The organism is Nocardia sp. CA-151230, assembly GCF_050942175.1.
Taxonomy (GTDB): domain Bacteria; phylum Actinomycetota; class Actinomycetes; order Mycobacteriales; family Mycobacteriaceae; genus Nocardia.
The window spans coordinates 28,502-44,829 of record NZ_CP192061.1; the positions used below are offsets into that span (position 1 = coordinate 28,502).

The 16,328-nt window shown below is 69.5% G+C and carries 13 protein-coding genes and 1 tRNA gene; 3 read left to right on the plus strand and 11 right to left on the minus strand.

The window, feature by feature from the left end:
* Positions 1–28: 28 nt before the first annotated feature.
* The 5 genes from ACQP1O_RS00145 to ACQP1O_RS00165 all read right to left on the minus strand — a co-directional run bounded on the left by ACQP1O_RS00145 (position 29) and on the right by ACQP1O_RS00165 (position 6,560).
* Entirely contained in the window at positions 29–1,504 is a 1,476-nt protein-coding gene (locus tag ACQP1O_RS00145) for a peptidoglycan D,D-transpeptidase FtsI family protein (RefSeq protein WP_433563921.1), read from the minus strand.
* Positions 1,501–2,967 (minus strand): FtsW/RodA/SpoVE family cell cycle protein, encoded by a 1,467-nt coding sequence (locus ACQP1O_RS00150; protein ID WP_433563922.1) that lies wholly within the window; start codon positions 2,965–2,967, stop codon positions 1,501–1,503. Before ACQP1O_RS00150 ends, ACQP1O_RS00145 begins: the two co-directional genes overlap by 4 nt.
* The gene (locus tag ACQP1O_RS00155; RefSeq protein WP_433563923.1) at positions 2,967–4,466 is read right to left on the minus strand and encodes a PP2C family protein-serine/threonine phosphatase; all 1,500 of its coding nucleotides are present in this window, start codon (positions 4,464–4,466) and stop codon (positions 2,967–2,969) included. The genes ACQP1O_RS00150 and ACQP1O_RS00155 overlap by 1 nt, the downstream gene beginning before the upstream one ends.
* On the minus strand, positions 4,463–4,930 hold the full coding sequence (locus ACQP1O_RS00160) for an FHA domain-containing protein FhaB/FipA (protein WP_040862589.1): 468 nt from the start codon (positions 4,928–4,930) through the stop codon (positions 4,463–4,465). Before ACQP1O_RS00160 ends, ACQP1O_RS00155 begins: the two co-directional genes overlap by 4 nt.
* 208 nt (positions 4,931–5,138) lie before the next feature.
* Complete coding sequence (locus tag ACQP1O_RS00165; RefSeq protein WP_433563924.1) at positions 5,139–6,560, minus strand: DUF3662 and FHA domain-containing protein; 1,422 nt, start codon at positions 6,558–6,560, stop codon at positions 5,139–5,141.
* Positions 6,561–6,852: 292 nt separating this feature from the next.
* Between ACQP1O_RS00165 and ACQP1O_RS00170 the strand changes: the two genes are divergently transcribed.
* A tRNA-Leu gene (locus ACQP1O_RS00170) sits at positions 6,853–6,938 on the plus strand.
* A gap of 819 nt (positions 6,939–7,757) precedes the next feature.
* Here the strand turns inward: ACQP1O_RS00170 and ACQP1O_RS00175 are convergent.
* Positions 7,758–8,810 carry a stage II sporulation protein M gene (locus ACQP1O_RS00175; protein WP_433563925.1) on the minus strand — a complete coding sequence of 351 codons (1,053 nt, stop codon included), beginning with the start codon at positions 8,808–8,810 and terminating at the stop codon, positions 7,758–7,760.
* A 191-nt stretch (positions 8,811–9,001) separates the two neighbouring features.
* Here ACQP1O_RS00175 and ACQP1O_RS00180 point away from each other — a divergent pair, with 191 nt between their 5' ends.
* Positions 9,002–9,808, plus strand: coding sequence for an RDD family protein (locus tag ACQP1O_RS00180; RefSeq protein ID WP_433563926.1), 807 nt, complete (start codon positions 9,002–9,004; stop codon positions 9,806–9,808).
* Here ACQP1O_RS00180 and ACQP1O_RS00185 read toward each other — a convergent pair.
* The 5 genes from ACQP1O_RS00185 to ACQP1O_RS00205 all read right to left on the minus strand — a co-directional run bounded on the left by ACQP1O_RS00185 (position 9,786) and on the right by ACQP1O_RS00205 (position 14,673).
* Entirely contained in the window at positions 9,786–11,081 is a 1,296-nt protein-coding gene (locus ACQP1O_RS00185) for a DUF58 domain-containing protein (protein ID WP_433563927.1), read from the minus strand. The genes ACQP1O_RS00180 and ACQP1O_RS00185 overlap by 23 nt on opposite strands.
* Before the next feature lie 3 nt (positions 11,082–11,084).
* Positions 11,085–12,104 (minus strand): AAA family ATPase, encoded by a 1,020-nt coding sequence (locus ACQP1O_RS00190; protein WP_433563928.1) that lies wholly within the window; start codon positions 12,102–12,104, stop codon positions 11,085–11,087.
* The gene (locus ACQP1O_RS00195; RefSeq protein WP_433563929.1) at positions 12,080–13,153 is read right to left on the minus strand and encodes a DUF4129 domain-containing protein; all 1,074 of its coding nucleotides are present in this window, start codon (positions 13,151–13,153) and stop codon (positions 12,080–12,082) included. Before ACQP1O_RS00195 ends, ACQP1O_RS00190 begins: the two co-directional genes overlap by 25 nt.
* Positions 13,150–14,025 (minus strand): hypothetical protein, encoded by an 876-nt coding sequence (locus ACQP1O_RS00200; RefSeq protein ID WP_433563930.1) that lies wholly within the window; start codon positions 14,023–14,025, stop codon positions 13,150–13,152. The genes ACQP1O_RS00195 and ACQP1O_RS00200 overlap by 4 nt, the downstream gene beginning before the upstream one ends.
* A gap of 75 nt (positions 14,026–14,100) precedes the next feature.
* Positions 14,101–14,673, minus strand: coding sequence for a TetR/AcrR family transcriptional regulator (locus tag ACQP1O_RS00205; RefSeq protein ID WP_433563931.1), 573 nt, complete (start codon positions 14,671–14,673; stop codon positions 14,101–14,103).
* A 78-nt stretch (positions 14,674–14,751) separates the two neighbouring features.
* On the opposite strand from ACQP1O_RS00205, the gene ACQP1O_RS00210 reads away from it, so the two are divergent.
* Positions 14,752–16,320 carry an MFS transporter gene (locus tag ACQP1O_RS00210; protein WP_433563932.1) on the plus strand — a complete coding sequence of 523 codons (1,569 nt, stop codon included), beginning with the start codon at positions 14,752–14,754 and terminating at the stop codon, positions 16,318–16,320.
* The last annotated feature ends 8 nt before the right edge of the window (positions 16,321–16,328 follow it).

Genomic DNA, 16,328 nt, shown 5'->3' on the forward strand with positions numbered 1-16,328 from the left:
CCCTGTCTACCTTGCACTTTCATGTCGTTCAGCCCCCCAGTCCGGCATCCAGCACCGCTCGCGCGATCGGGGCGGCCACGGAGCCGCCGGTGGCCGCCAGTGCCCGGTCGCCGCCGTTCTCGACGATCACCGCGATCGCGATCTTCGGGTTCTGCGCCGGCGCGAAGGCGATATACCAGGCGTGCGGCGGCGTGTTGCGCGGATCGTTGCCGTGCTCGGCCGTGCCGGTCTTCGACGCGATCTGATACGAGCGCGGCTGCGTCCCTCCCTGCGTGTTCTTCTCCGACTCCAGCATCAGATTGGTGATCTGGGTGGCCACCTGCGGTGTCACCGCCTGGCCCACCGAGGTCGGTTTGGTGGTCTCCAGCGTGCTCAGATCGGGCGCCTGCAGCTGGTCCACCAGATACGGCTTCATCCGCACGCCGCCATTGGCGATGGTGGCCGCGATGACCGCATTGTCCAACGGGGTGAGCGCGACGTCGCGCTGGCCGATGCTGGACTGGGCCATGGCCGCATTGTCGGGAATCGTTCCGACGGTACTGTCCGCCCACGGGATCGGAAGATTGGGGTGCTGGGTTCCGATCCCGAACGCGCTGGCCTCGTCCTTGAGTTTCGCGGCTCCGACCTTCATACCGAGCTCGGCGAAGGCGGTGTTACAGGAGTACTTGAAAGCGTCGGTGAGAGAAGCGGTTTGGGCGTCGCCGGGACCGCAGTGGCTGCCGTTGTAGTTCTCCAGCGTGGTGGTGGTGTCGGGCAGCGTGATCCGCGGCGCCGCGGTGAACTGGTCGTCGGGCTTGGCGATGCCGTTGGACAGCGCGGCCGCGGTCACGATCACCTTGAAGGTGGAGCCCGGCGGATAGGTCTGCGAGACAGCGCGATTCAGCATCGGCTGGCGCGGATCCTGCTGCAGCTGCTCCCAGGTCTTCTGGGTGGCGGCGCCGTCGTGCCCGGCCAGCAGGTTCGGGTCGTAGGACGGGGTGGACACCATGGTCAGGATGCGGCCGGTGCTGGGCTCGACGGCCACCACCGAACCGGTCAGGTTCTTGGCGGTGAGCTGGTCGTAGGCGACCTTCTGCATGACCGGGTTGAGCGTGGTCACCACATTGCCGCCGCGCGGATCCCGGCCGGAGATCATGTCGATGAGCCGGCGCCCGAACAGGCTGTTGTCGGAACCGTTGAGCACCGAGTCCTCGGCGTGCTCGAGCCCGTTGCTGCCGTACTGCATCGAGTAGTAGCCGGTGGCGGGCGCGTAGGCCAGCGGATCGGTCGGGTAGGTGCGCAGGTACTTGTAGCGGTCGTCGGTGGCGACCGACGAGGCCAGCACCGTGCCCGCCGCGGAGATCTGGCCGCGCTGACGGGCGTACTCGTCCAGCAGGACTCGCACATTGCGCGGATCGTTGCGCAGGCTGTCGGCCTTGAACACCTGCACATAGGTGGCATTGGCCAGCAGCGCGACGATCATCACCATGACCGCCAGTGCCACCCGGCGCAGAGGCGTGTTCACGCGCCACCCCCCTCGACCTTGCGCAGCAGTTGAGTCGACGCGTCCGCGATCGGCTCCGCCCGCTTCCGGGCGGGGGCCGGTCGGCGAGCGGCGTCGGACACCTTGATCAGCAGGCCCAGGAGCACGTAGTTGGCCAGCAGGGACGAACCGCCGTAGGACATGTAGGGCGTGGTGAGACCGGTCAGCGGAATCAGCTTGGTGACACCGCCGACCACCACGAACACCTGGATGGCGATCGTGAAGGACAGGCCCGCGGCCAGCAGCTTGCCGAAGCTGTCGCGAATGGCCAGCGCGGTGCGGATCCCGCGAATGGTGAACACACAGAACAGCATCAGGATGGCGGTCAGCCCGATCAGGCCGAGCTCCTCCCCGATGGCGGAGATGATGAAGTCGGTCTTGGCGAACGGCACCTGCGAGGGCCGCCCGCTGCCCAGCCCGGTCCCGGCCAGTCCGCCGGTGGCCAGCCCGAACAGCGACTGGGAGATCTGGTAGCCGGTATTGGAGTAGTCGGCGAAGGGGTGCAGCCAGGTCGAGAACCGCACCCGCACATGCCCGAAGGCGAAGTAGGCGAACACGACCCCGATGGTCAGCAGCACCAGCCCGACCGCCACCCAGCCCACCCGCTCGGTCGCGATGTAGAGCATGCACAGCACGGTGGCGAAGATGAGCAGCGAGGTGCCCAGATCCTTCTCCACCACCAGCACGCCCACCGACAGCACCCAGACCAGCAGGATCGGGCCCATGTCGCGCATGCGCGGCAGCTCCATGCCGAACACGTGCTTGCCCGCGCCGGTGAACAGGTCGCGCTTGGACACCAGCACACCGGCGAAGAACACGATGAGCGCGATCTTGGCGAACTCACCGGGCTGAACACTGAAGCCCGGCAGGCGAATCCAGATCTTCGCGCCGTTCACCATCGAGTACCGGTCCGGCAGCACCGCGGGCAGGGCCAGGGCGATGACCCCGATCAGACCGAGGGTGTAGGCGTAGCGGGCCAGGCTGCGGTAGTCACGCAGCGCGATCAACAACCCCGCGAAAACCACCATCCCCAGCCCCGTCCACAGCACCTGCTGGTTGGCATCGGGGGAGGGGATGGGCAGGGAGGCGAACGCGGCGTCCTGTGCCTGTGCCAGGTCGATGCGGTGGATCACCACCAGGCCCAACCCGTTCAGCAGCGCCACGATCGGTAGTAGCAGCGGATCCGCGAAGGCCGCGAACCGCCGCACCGCCAGATGCGCGACGCCGAACAATGCCATGTACGCGGCACCGAGTTTGGCGATCTCCCAGGTGATCGCCTGCTCCTGACTGGCCTCCACCAGCACCAGCGACACCGTCGTGATGACGGCCGCCAGCCCCAGCAGCAGCAACTCGACATTGCGCCGGGTGGCGGGCGGCGGCGCAGGAGCGAATCCGCCCGGTGGACTGGGAAAAGCCCCAGTGGACGGCGGTGCCGGTGCGGACATCAGTCCGCCGTCCTGCAGTTCTGCCCCGGAGTCTGCGGTGCCGTGGTGGTGGTGACAGGAGCGGTCGGCTGGTCGGTCTTGCGGGGTTCCAGCGGGTGGTTCTCGCCGGTGCGCTCACCGCCGGTGAGGTTGCCGGGCGCGGCCGGGGTGGTGGTGACAGGTGTGCCCGGCTGGTTGGGGTCGGCGGGCGGCGGGACCGGCGTGGTCGACGGAGTGGCCGGCGCCTGCTGCTGCTTCTCGCACGGGGGCAGCAGTTCGCCCTGCACCAGGTTCCGGATCTGCTTGACGGCGTCGTCGCGGGAACCGGGCGGCAGTCCCTTGTCGACCGAATCGCGGCCGCTGGGGCGGAGATCGTTGCGGGTCAGCTGGGCGCAGCCGGAGGGAAACTTGTCGCCGGGCGCGGTCAGCGTCAATTCGCCGCCGCGCGTGACGCATCCGACCTGATCCACATCGCGGATGGAGTAGCCCAGCACCGAACCGGGCAGGCCGCGCAGCACGACCACCTTCTCGCCGTCCACACCGACGTAGTAGTTGCTGCGAATCATGTTGTAGCCCACGGTGAGTCCCGCGCCCACCGCCACCAGCAGGGCCAGCGACAGCGCCAGCCAGCGCAGCTTGTGGCTCTTCTTGGGCGGTTCGGGTTCGGGCTGCGGCACCGCGCGGCGCGGCGTGGCGCGCGGCGGGCGCATGGCGGCGGCCCGGCCGGCGGCGGTGTTCGGCGGGGGAGTGTCCTCGTCCTCGCCGGAGGCCGCGCCCGCCACGATCGGGTGGCTCTGGCCGTAGTCCAGATCGATGACGTCGGCGACCACCACGGTCACGTTGTCGGGACCGCCACTGCGCAATGCCAATTCGATGAGCCGGTCCGCCGACTCGTCGGTGGTGCCCTCGCGCAGCGTGTTGGCGATGGTCTCGTCGCTGACCACGTCCGAGAGGCCGTCTGAGCAGAGCAGATAGCGGTCCCCGGCACGCGCCTCCCGCACCACCAGGGTGGGGTCGATCTCGTTGCCGGTGAGCGCCCGCATGATCAGCGAGCGCTGGGGATGAGTGTGGGCCTGCTCCGGGGTGATCCGCCCCTCGTCCACCAGCGACTGCACGAAGGTGTCGTCGCGGGTGATCTGGGCCAGCTCACCGCCTCTGAGCATGTAGGCGCGGGAGTCGCCGATGTGCGCGAGGCCGAGTTTGCGCCCGGCGAACAGGATGGCGGTGAGCGTGGTGCCCATGCCGTCGAGTTCCGGCTCCTCCTCGACCTGGTCGGCGATGGCCGCATTGCCTTCGTGCACAGCACGATTCAGCTTGCCCAGCAGATCGTCGCCGGGCTCGTCGTCGTCCAGATGCGCCAGGGCGGCGATCATCAGCTGCGAGGCGACCTCACCGGCGGCGTGGCCGCCCATGCCGTCCGCCAGCGCGAGCAGTCGCGCACCTGCGTAGACGGAATCCTCGTTGTTGGCTCGGACGAGACCACGGTCGCTGCGCGCTGCGTAGCGGAGAACAAGTGTCACGATCGCAGCTCGATCACTGTCTTACCGACACGGACAGGGGTGCCGAGTGGAACTCGGACCGGAGTGGTGACCTTCGACCGGTCGAGGTAGGTCCCGTTGGTGGAACCGAGATCCTCGACGTACCAATCCTCACCGCGCGGAGACAGTCGCGCGTGGCGGGTGGAGGCGTAGTCGTCGGTGAGAACCAGTGTGGAGTCGTCGGCCCGCCCGATCAGCACCGGCTGTGTGCCGAGCGAGATGCGGGTGCCGGCGAGAGAACCCTGAGTCACCACGAGATATTTGGCGCCCTTCTGGCCCCGGCGAAATGATGGGAGCACCGCGGAACCGCCTGCGGCCCGAGGCGCGACCCGGAGGCCGGAAGCCGCGTAGATATCGCTGCGCAGGGTTCGGAGCACCGCCCACACGAACAGCCACAACAACAGCAGGAACCCCGCACGGGTCAATTGCAGGATCAATCCCTGCACGGTGCTCCACCTCCTGTTCGACCGTGTCGTAAGTACGGGGCAGTTACGGAGGTGTGGCTCCGTGACCCCCAACCGGTGTGTTGCTGGTCAGCGCGGCCAGAGTCCGCCGCGAGTATTCGCAGCATCATAGGGCCGTCGACCGGTTGCGATCACGATACGACCGAGGAATTCCCAGCCATATCGTGACCTGCACCGCGAGCTTACGGGATCAGACGATCCGGATCAGGATCTCGGAATGTCCGGCGCGGATGACATCCCCGTCGGCGAGCTGCCAATCCTGGACGGGAGACCCGTTGACCAGCGTGCCATTGGTCGAACCGAGGTCCGAGAGCATCGCGGTCTGGCCGTCCCAGCGAACCTCGATGTGCCGCCGGGAAACTCCCGTATCCGGCAACCGGAAGTGCGCGTCCTGCCCGCGGCCGATGATGTTGCTGCCCTCGCGCAACTGGTAGGTACGGCCGGAGCCGTCGTCCAGCTGCAGCGTGGCGGAGTAACCCGAGCCGCCGCGTGCCGGCGCAGCGCCGTAACCGGCCTGCTGCTGACCGTAGCCCTGCTGCTGTCCGTATCCCTGCTCGTCGCCGTAGCCGGCCTGCTCCTGGTACTGGTCGTAGCCTTGCTGGCCGTAGCCCTGCTGCTGCCCGTAGCCCTGGTCGGCGTAGCCCTGCTGCTGGCCGTAGCCGCCCTGCTCGCTGTAGGCCTGGTCGTAGCCGTGCTGCTGTTGGCCGTAGCCCTGGTCGGCGTAGCCGCCCTGCTGCTGGCCGTAACCGCCGCCCTGCTCGCTGTAGGCCTGGTCGTAGCCGTGCTGCTGTTGGCCGTAGCCCTGGTCGGCGTAGCCCTGCTGCTGACCATAGGCCTGCTCGGACTGGCCGTAGCCCTGCTGCTGGCCGTAGCCCTGCTCGGCGTAGCCGCCCTGCTGCTGGCCGTAACCGCCGCCCTGCTGGTTGTAGTCGTAGCCGTTCTGGTAGTCGCCGTAGGCCTGCTCGGACTGGCCGTAGCCGCCCTGCTCGTAGCCCTGCTGACCACCGCGGCCGTACTCGCCGTAACCCTGCTGACCTTGACGGCCCGCAGGCGGGGGCGCGTACCCGCGGTTCCGCGGATCGGACTCCGCGGGCTCACGGCTTGGGTCGTAGCCTGAGTTCTGCGTCATGGGGCCAGCTCCTGGTTGCGGGTTGGGTCGTTGTGGGCGTCCAGGTCCCGGTGACGGGCCTGCCCGCCCACCCGCGTCCGGATCGACCCGGCCGCGTGTCCTGAACTGTCCGGTGTGCAGCGTAGGGGATGCCTCGAACTCCACGTGTACTTCACCGTAGGTCTGCCACCCTTGCTCGCGGATGTAGTCCTGCAGATGCTTGGCGAAAGCACGCTTGGTGAGCTCGTAATCCTGCGTGGCGAGATCGCGATCCGGCTGTCCCTCGCCCTGGACGAGCTGCCGTAGATCCGACTCGTTGACGGTGATGACATAGCTGTTCGGAGCCAGCAGATGCCCACCACCGAGATCCTGGATGTGGTCGGCGGCCTCGCGCTGCAGTGCGGCCTCGACCTCCTGGGGCACGACGCTCCCGCCGAAGGCGCGGGCGAAGACATCGCCGACAGCCCCCTGGAGACGGCGTTCGAATCGGGAAACAATTCCCATGCCCCCTCCCTTCTCGGGTTCTGCCGCTCCGGTGCGGGAGCGTGCGTCGTGTCATCTGTTCCGACCGGCGTGACGTGCGCGATGTGTCCTTGAATAGCAACACGCGGACATGGCGTGTCGCCGCAAGGACACGGTGATTGCATGATATCCACGATCGTCCACACCTGTAACTCTTGGCGGCGAGCCGAGGTTCCCGGGTCGACCGTGGATGGTGATCGCCTGTCCGTACCCCCGATAACCAGGCGATTTCGTTTTGGTGCAGACCCCGTGATACGTTTCTTCACGTCGCTCAGGGCGAGTGGCGGAATGGCAGACGCGCTGGCTTCAGGTGCCAGTGTCCGTAAGGACGTGGGGGTTCAAGTCCCCCCTCGCCCACCACGAGGAAGGCCCTCGATCCGAATCGGATCGGGGGCCTTCTTCCATGTCCGGGTTCGGCTGTGTCCGGTTCGGCGTTTTGCTGTCCGGGTTCGGCGTCCGGGCCGGGAGTGCGATGTCGGATCGGCATCAGTGTGGCGCCCGGAGCCGGCCCGCGCAGGCGGGGTCGTGGCGCGAATCCGCACGGTGTCGGTTCCACTCAGCGAGACTCGAAAAGCCGCTGGTCACAACAGATGTGACGAAGATCGCACACCCTGTTCGGGGTTACCCGCCGGAGGCGTTGCCGGGGGGCGTTTCAGGGCCTTCGCGGGGGCGAAAATCGTTTGCCAGAAGATGTCGAGTTGGGTATGCGCCCGATTAAGGTCCGTCAGTGCCTGATGATCATTTAGCGAAAGCCATTCGAAACAAACTTGAGGTTTGTTTGACCTTGGGTGATCGGTGGGCAATCGGTCTGAGCTGGGGCGAAACGCCAGCTTAACGGGGGTTGAACCGATGGTGAGCGGAAAATTTGCGAGTTTTTGGCAAACCAACTGACGGGGTTCGAAACGCATCGCGCGCCAGGGTTCGAAAGGGGTCTCGAAACGCGACCGCGGGGATAGTTTCGGACCCCTCCGCAGACCGCCCGCAAAGCGTATGCGGAGAATTAGCGATCATGTCGGGTCCCCTACTGGGAAAGGGCATTTCGCCTGGTCGCCTCATATGTCCGGTGGGCAAGTCGGAGGTTGCGTAGCCATAACGATTGTGTAGAGTCGTCGGCAACGCTGGCCGCAGCTGAGCCGGACTCGCTGCGGCCAGTGGAAATCAATCCGAACGGTACCGCGACTACGAAGTCGCCACTCCAACAACCGGTTCCGGACCCTTCTCGATCGAATAGCCCGTGATGTGCTCCGGGCGACCGCTCGCCTCCTGCGCCGAGAGCAGGCGCTCCTGCTCCCGCTCCGCACCGCGGCCGCGCCCCAATACATAAGCCAGGAAACCGAGTTCGGCCAGCGCGCCGATGCCGACCCGGACCGCCGTGGGCAGTCCGCTGGGTGTGACGAAGCCCTCGAGAAACCCCGACACCAGCAGCACACCCGCCAGCCCGAGCGCGATCACCGCGGTCGCCCGGCCCTGCCGCGCCAGCGCCTGCGGGCGGCTCTCCCGGCCCGGATCGATCAGCGTCCAGCCCAGCTTCAGACCCGCCCCGCCGGCCACGAAAATGGCTGTGAGCTCCAGCATTCCGTGCGGCAGGATCCAGCCGAAGAACGGGCCCAGCCGCCCCGCCCCCGCCATCAGCCCGGCACTGATGCCGAGGTTCACGGCGTTCATGGACAACAGGTAGACGGCGGGCAGGATGAGCACTCCGAGGAAGAGCGCCATGGCCGACACCCACGCGTTGTTGGTCCACACCTTGGCGGCGAAGGCGTCGTGCGAATGCTCGTAGTAGTAGGTCTCGAATTCGCCACCGGGCCGCGTCAAGGCATCTGTATCCGTGTCCAGGCCGAGATGCCGGCGCGCGGCCTCCGACCGGGACACCCACGCGGCCAGCCCCGCCGACCCGAGCAGGAACACCGTCGCCACCGACAGCCACCAGGGCCAAGCCCGGTACACGGCGGCCGGGAACCGGTGCGTGAAGAAGTAGGCGATCTCCCGCGGCGTGTCGAAGCGGGCGCTCAGTATCCGGCCCCGCGCCCGGGTCAGCACCGCCGACAGCCCGGCAATGAGCGCCGGATCCGCCTCGCGCGACTGCAGCCGGGCCAGCTGCTGCGACGCCAGGCGATACAGCCGCACCAACTCGTCGGCCTCCGCGCCGGTGAGCCGCCTGCTCCGGGAGGCCAGCTGATCCAGCCGATCCCAGGAGGGCCTGTGCACAAAGGTGTAGGCGTCCAGATCCATGAGTACCCCTCCTGCGCTATGGCTGACAGAATGCTATCCATCGTGTTTCCGCCTGGCTGAGCAAGCCGAGGAGGTTCGCGGCCCGTCTCGTTCTGGACCGAGCGGAGCGGGGGAGCGAAGCGGAGGAGCGCAGGGAGGGAAGAACGAGACCTCCAGGGCCGCGAACCCGCCCGGAGCGAAGCGAAGGGCAATTGGACACTGCACTGTTCACCACCGGCGAAGCCGTGGCCGTCGAGCTGCCGATCGCGCGGATCCCCACGCGGGCCGCGGCCTTCCTGCTCGACCTGCTGCTGCAGGCCGTGATCGGAACGGTGCTGGCGTTGCTGTTCGAGGCGCTGCTGGTGGGGATCGGCGCCGATTCCGCGTGGCGCGACGCCGCCGTGCTGGTGGCCATGGTGAGCGCACTGATCGGCTATCCGGTGCTGTTCGAGACGTTTTCGCGGGGGCGCTCGGTGGGGAAGATGGCGGTCGGGCTGCGCGTGGTGCGCGCCGACGGCGGGCCCATCGACTTCCGGCACGCGGTCACCCGCGGACTGGCGGGGATCGTCGACTTCTGGATCATGGGCACCGGGCTGATCGCCGTCGTGGTGTCGCTGTGCTCGCCCCAGGCCCGGCGGGTCGGGGACGTGCTGGCGGGCACCGTCGTGGTGCACGACCGCAGCCGGCTGCCCTTCGCCGCGCTGGCCGCGCCGCCGCCCTGGCTGGCGGGCTGGGCGCGGCAGCTCGAATTGTCCGGTCTCTCCGACGAATTGGCGCTGTCGACGCGTCAGTACCTGTTGCGGTTCCGCACCCTGACCCCGGAGGTCCAGGACCGGTTGGGCCGGACACTGGTCATCGCGGTGTGCACGAGCCTGCGCACGCTGCCGCCGAACGGCTATCCGCCGCTGCAGATCCTGGGCGCGGTGCTGGCCGAGCGGCAGCGTCGGGCCATCCCGCCCCCGCCCTTCGTGCGGCAGTACCCGACGGCCGTGCCGGTTACAACGCTCCGGTCCGTTTGAGTTCCAGGTATTCGTCGGCCAGCGCTTCCGGCAGCCGGTCGGGTGCATCGGCGATGACACGGACGCCCATGCGGCGCAGCGTCTCCCGGGCCACCGCGTGCTCGGCGATGACATTCTCGGCGGCAGCCGCGGCATAGAGGTCGTCCGGGCCGGAGCGTCGGGTGGCGGCGGCCGCCACCTCCGGATCGGTCACCGCGACCACCAGCACCCGATGCCGCTCGGTCAGCACCGGCAATACCGGTAGCAGGCCCTCCTGCACGGTGGCGGCGTCGAGATGGGTGAACCACACCACCAGGCTGCGGCGCCGGGCGCGCTGCAGCGTCGCGCGCAGCACGCCCTGATAGTCGGTGTCGACCAGTTCGGGCGTGAGCCCCGCGAGCGCGTGCATCAGCTTGATCTGCAAGCGCTTTCCGCCGATGCCGCGCACCTCGGTGCGCAGCCGGCGGTCGTAGGCCAGCAGATCCACCGAGTCGCCGCCGGAGGCGGCCAGCCCGCCCAGCAGCAGGGCCGCCTCGATGGTGGCGTCCAGGCGGGTGCCGTTGCCGACCCGGCCGGCGCTCACCCGCCCGGTGTCCAGCAGCATGACCACGTGCCGGTTGCGTTCCGGACGCCAGGTGCGCACCAGCACGTCATTGGCGCGGGCGGTGGCGCGCCAGTCGATGGTGCGCACATCGTCGCCCGCGACATACTCACGGAACGAATCGAATTCGGTGCCCTGCCCGCGAATCGTGGTGATGTTGCGGCCCTCCAGATGCTGCAGTTGCCGGACCTTGGAGGCCAGCAGCCGCTCACTGCGGAACGCCGGCAGCGCGCGCAGCCGAGCCGGGACCTCGCGCCGCACCTGGCGGCCGGCCATGCCGAGCGGGCCCAGCAGACGCAGTGTCACCGGGCCGGCCACCCGGTCGCCGTGATAGCCGGGCGTCAGTTCGGTGCGCAGCCGAATCCTGGTGTTGGGCGGCAGGTTCAGGGCGTGGGTGCGATGGCGGGCGTGCGCGCTGGGCGGCCAGTCGTCCCACAGCGTGCCGCGCACCGGCCGGGAGCCACCGTTGAGCACCGCCAGCTCCACGTCGATGCTGCGACCGGTGCGCACCGTCGTGACGGGGGCCCGCGAAAGCTCCAGCGCCCCCGGCGATCCCAGCAGCAGCAGGTCGGCCGCGATCAGCGCGACCAGCGTCAGGGTGGCGAGCAGCACACCCAGCCACGAGGGCAGCGCCAGCGTGACGAACAGGGCCGCGAGCACCGCCGCGGCGGCCAGCCGGCCGGTGACGACCACGGCCTACACCGGAACGGGGACGGACATCAGCAGCGAGGCCAGCACGCCCTCGGCGGTGACGCCCTCCACCTCGTGTTCGGGCCGCAGGTGCAGCCGGTGCCGGAGCACTGTCGTCGCAACGGCTTTCACATCGTCGGGTGCCACATAGGCGCGCCCGTTCAGCCAGGCGAAGGCCCGCGCGGCCGCCATCAGCGCGGTCGCGCCGCGGGTGGACGCGCCGTGCGCCACGGCCGGGGAGGTCCGGGTGGCCCGGCACAGGTCCACGGTGTACGCCAGCACCTCGGGGCTGATGGCCACCTGCGCGACGGCGGCCCGGGCGGCCGCGATGTGCGCGGGACCGGCCACCGGGCGCAGTCCGGCGGCGTTCAGATCCCGCGGGTCGAAGCCCGCCGCGTGTCGCTGCAGGATGCGGAATTCGTCATCGCGCCCGGGCAATTGGACGTCGACCTTGAACAGGAACCGGTCCAGCTGCGCCTCCGGCAGCGGATAGGTGCCCTCCTGCTCGATCGGATTCTGGGTGGCGATCACGACGAACGGATCCGGCAGCGGCCGCGGCACGCCGTCCACCGAAACCTGGCGCTCCTCCATGGATTCCAGCAGCGCCGACTGCGTCTTCGGTGGGGTGCGGTTGATCTCGTCGGCCAGCAGCAGGTTGGTGAACACCGGGCCGCGGCGGAAGGTGAACTCGGCCGAGTGCGGATCGTAGATCTGCGATCCGGTCACATCGCCCGGCATCAGGTCGGGGGTGAACTGGATACGGGCGTGCTCCAGATCCAGCGCCGTGGCCAGGGCGCGCACCAGCAGCGTCTTGGCCACGCCCGGAACGCCTTCCAGCAGCACGTGGCCGCGGCACAGCAGCGCCAGCACCAGGAACATGACGGCGTGGTCGTTGCCGACCACCGCCTTGCCGATTTCGGCGCGCAGCGCCAGCAGCGCCTGCTGGGCGTCCTGGGCGGTGGGCGCGTGGTTGGTGTCCACGACGTCCTGGGAGAGTTCGGTCACAAGACCTCCGCTTCGATCCATTCGAGTTGTGCGGCCACGAGTTCCAGGGCGACCCGATCGGCGACCGGGTCGTACAGGGCGGCACGGATGACGGCCGGGTCCGTGCCGGTGCGGGCCGCGATGGACCCGACCACCAGCTCCGCCGGGGTGTCGGCGGTGACGCCGAGCGCGGGCCGCAGCCGGCGCAGCGACGCCGCCCGCAGTTTGGCGGCCACGTGCTCGTGATCGCGGGATTTGCGGTACAGCCCGGCCTGTCCGGCGAGCAGCTCGTGGGCCGGGGCCTCCACCGGCAGCGGTTCGCGCACGATGGCGCCGCGGCGGCGGCCGCGCCACCACAGCACGACGACCCAGGCGATGAGGAACTGCAGGCCACCGAAGGCCAGCCGGCCCGGCAGCTGCTCGAAGATGGAGTCGCTGCCCGCGCCGAAGTTCGGCGGCGGCACATCCGGCCGGTTGGGCGGGCTCGGCGGATTCGACGGTGGCGTTGGTGGCCCGGACCCGGCATGGGTGAGCACGTACACCAGCACCACAACAGCCAGTACGGCCACGACCGCGGCCCAGAAGCGCCAATCCTTCAGCAGCTGTGGCAGTTCCGCGCGCTCGCGGTCCTTCTTCTCCTTGGCGACCTTGGCCTTACGGGTCAGGCGCCGCTCGGTTATCTCGGCCGGGCCGGCCTTGGGCGGCGGCGCGATCGAGTACCGGTCGGCGTGTTCAAGCTGCCGGTACTCCGCCTCGGTGGCATAGCGGCCGCCGTAGACGACCTCGTCGAAACTGTGTGCCGCCGAGGGCAGTTCTCCCGCGTCGGGGATCGCCGTGGTGGCGGCCCGCGCGGTTTCCTGTGCCGTGCGCGCCCGCTCCTCGTCGAGGATGCCGCGCTGCTCCAGCCCGCGGGTGACGGCGCGGTACCGCTCGCGCAGCGCGGCACCGAAATCGCCCCGCCGGGCGGCCTCCTCGGCCGCGGCGAGGTGCGCGGCGGCCGGACCCAGGGCGGGCTCGGGCGGAGCCGCGCCGACGAGATTCGGTGCGGCACCGGCGATCTCCGGCCCGGGCACCCGGTCGGTTCCGGTCATCGGCCGCTCCCGCCGGGCACCCGGATGTCCCACGCCTCGCGGCGGCAGCGCCGGTCGACGTAGGTGACGACCTGCGTCGAGGACTCGACCAGCTCCGCGACCGCCACTATGAGCAGGGTGGCGGTGATGATCAGCACCGTCACCGTCCAGCGGCGGGTGCCGGAGTATTCGGCGGTGAACTGCGGCAGTGCCAGCAGCGGCACCAGCAGCACGAGCAGCAGCCCGCGCAGGTACAGCCACAGCCCGACCAGCTGCCATTCCGTGCCGCCCGCAAGCAGTTTCGCGCGTCGCGCCGCCACGCTGTAGGTGGCCGACTGATCGAAGATGGTGGGCACCAGCGTGAATCGCCGCCCGCGCAGCCAGGCCAGCCAGATCACCGCGGGCGGCACGGTGAAGAGCAGGGGAGTGCCGACGGCCAGCACGCCGAGACCGATGAGCGTGTACATCACCTGATAGCCGAGCAGCGGACCGGCTTCCGCGGCCAGCCGCCGCAGCGCTCCGCGCCAGGTCGCCGGCCTGCGGTACACGACCGCCAACCCGATCGGCACGGTCACCCCGCGGACGAACAAGCGGACCGACCAGGCGCACAGCAGGGTGACCAGCACCGCGCCCCAGAGGGTGCCGCGGTAGGAATTCCCGCTGGCCACGGCCGCGACCACCGTGCCCGCCACGGCCACCACCGAGGCGATCAGCACGGCGACGCCGAGCAGGCCCGCCAGGGTCTTGATCCGCGCCTGGATCAGCGCGAACGGGAGGTCGAGCAGTTCGCGGAACTGCATCGGGCGAATCGGCACAACCACCGGTTCGGTAGAAGTCGGTTCCCCCACCGAGCCGGTCGGCGAACCGACGGAGTCGGCGGCGGTCGGCAACACGCGGCCGAGTCTATCCGGACCAGAGTCTTCGGTCGCCCGATGCGCGTCCGGGCGGCCAACTTCGCACCCCGGGTGTCAGGCGGGGGGTGCGCCCGTCTCCAGCAGCCGGGCCACGACCCGGCGGTAGAGCTCGGGTTCGATCGGCGGCAGGCCCAGCAGGGCGCGCAGGTAGACGCCGTCGCCGACCAGGCGCACGATCTCGGCCCGCACCGGATCCTCGATCTCGTTGTCCAGGGCCGTCTTCCAGGACCCCATCACCTCGGTGAGGGCCCGGTCGGTCTCCGCCTGCGCGGCGTCCTGCGGCGCGTCGACGCTCCGCATGGCGGCCAGCATCGATCGGTAGAGGGCGAGCTCGACGGCGTCGGCGTCGTCCTCGGGATGCGGGGCCTGCAGATACCACTCGGCCACCGAGCGCCCCTGTGCCACCGCGGTTCTCACCTGCTGGTCGGCCCGGTCGGTGACGCGGCGGAGCAGTCCGGCGAGCAGTGCGTCCTTGCTCTTGAAGTGATAGAGCAGCCCGCCCTTGGAGACGCCCGCGGTGGCGGCCACGTTGTCCAGGGTCACCTGGGACAGACCCTTGTCGAGCAGCAGGGTTTCGAGCGCGTCGAGGATCCGGTCGCGGGTGCCGGCGGGATCACGTGTGGTCACGACGGTTGACTGTACCGTCTGGACGGTTCAGAATGCTACTGTACCGTCTGGACGGTTCACTACCCAGAGAGAAAACTCATGAGCACCCACGCGACCGCACGCTCCGGAACTCCCGTGACCATCGACCGGCGCCCCACCGCGGTGCCGCCGAAGGCCCGGCCCAGGGATTGGGCCGGGCTCGGCGTCCTCGCACTCGCACTGCTGCTGATCTCGGTCGACGCCACCGTGCTCGACCTGGCGGTCCCGGCCATCAGCGCGCACCTCGCGCCCACCACGCCGCAGCTGCTGTGGATCATCGACGTCTACTCGTTCGTGCTCGCGGGCCTGCTGGTCACCATGGGCACCGTCGGCGACCGCATCGGCCGCCGACGGCTGCTGCTCATCGGCGCGGCCGGGTTCGCCCTGGCCTCGGCCGTCGCGGCCTGGGCGGTCAACCCCGAGATGCTCATTGCCGCGCGAGTTCTGCAGGGTGTCGCCGGTGCGACCCTGATGCCCGCCACACTGGGCCTGATCCGGTCCATGTTCGCCGACGCACGCCAGCGCACCCTCGCCATCTCGGTCTGGGGCGCCATGGCCGCTTCCGGCGCGGCCTTCGGCCCGCTGCTGGGCGGCTGGATGCTCGAGCACTTCTGGTGGGGTTCGGTCTTCCTGGTGAACCTGCCGGTCATGGCACTGCTGCTGGTCCTGGCCCCGGTCCTGGTACCGGAGTCGCGCGACCCCAACCCCGGCCGCTTCGACCTGATCAGCGCCGGCCTGTCCATGCTGGCCCTGATTCCGATCGTGTACGCGGTCAAGGAGTTCGCGGCCCACGGCCCGAGCCTGAACCTGCTGATCAGCGCCGGTGTCGGCGTGGTCGCGGGCGTGGTGTTCGTGCGCCGGCAGCGCGGCCTGTCCGCCCCGCTCATCGACCTGGACCTGTTCCGGCTGCCGGCTTTCCGGGCCGCGGTGTTCACCAACCTGCTGTCGGTGTTCGCGCTGGCCGGCGTGCTGTTCTTCGGCTCGCAGTACCTGCAGCTGGTGCTGGGCAAGTCGCCGCTGGAGGCCGGTCTGCTGCTGATTCCGGGCACCATCGGCTCCATGCTGGGTGCGCTGGCCGCAGCCTGGCTGGTCCGCTACTGGCGTGCGGCGACGGTGCTCGCGGGCTCGCTGGTGACCGTCGCGATCGGCGCGGGCCTCTACTGGCTGCTGCCCACCGATCCTTCGGGCTCGGTGACCCCGTTCATCGTCGGCTTCCTGCTGATCGGCCTGGGCGAGGGCGTGGCACTGACGGTCTCGGCCGACATGATTGTCAGCACCGCGCCCGAGGCGCGCGCCGGCAATGCCGCCGCCATCTCGGAGACGGCCATGGAGATGGGCATCGCCCTCGGCGTGGCCGTGCTGGGCAGTGCTGTCATGGCCGCCTTCCGCCACGGTCTGGACCTGACGCACGTCCCGTCCGGTCACGCGGACGCGGCCCGCGAGTCGCTGGGCGGCGCGATCGAAACCGCCCGCGCCCTACCGCAACCCGCGGCCGGGGAACTGCTGACCTCGGCGCACTCCGCCTTCGTCAGCGGCATCCACCTGGCGGCCACCTCCACGGCGGCCATCCTGGTCCTGACCGCTGTCGTCGCCTACCGCTCGGCGACGCGGAAGTCGCCGGCGGCGTGATCGACAAG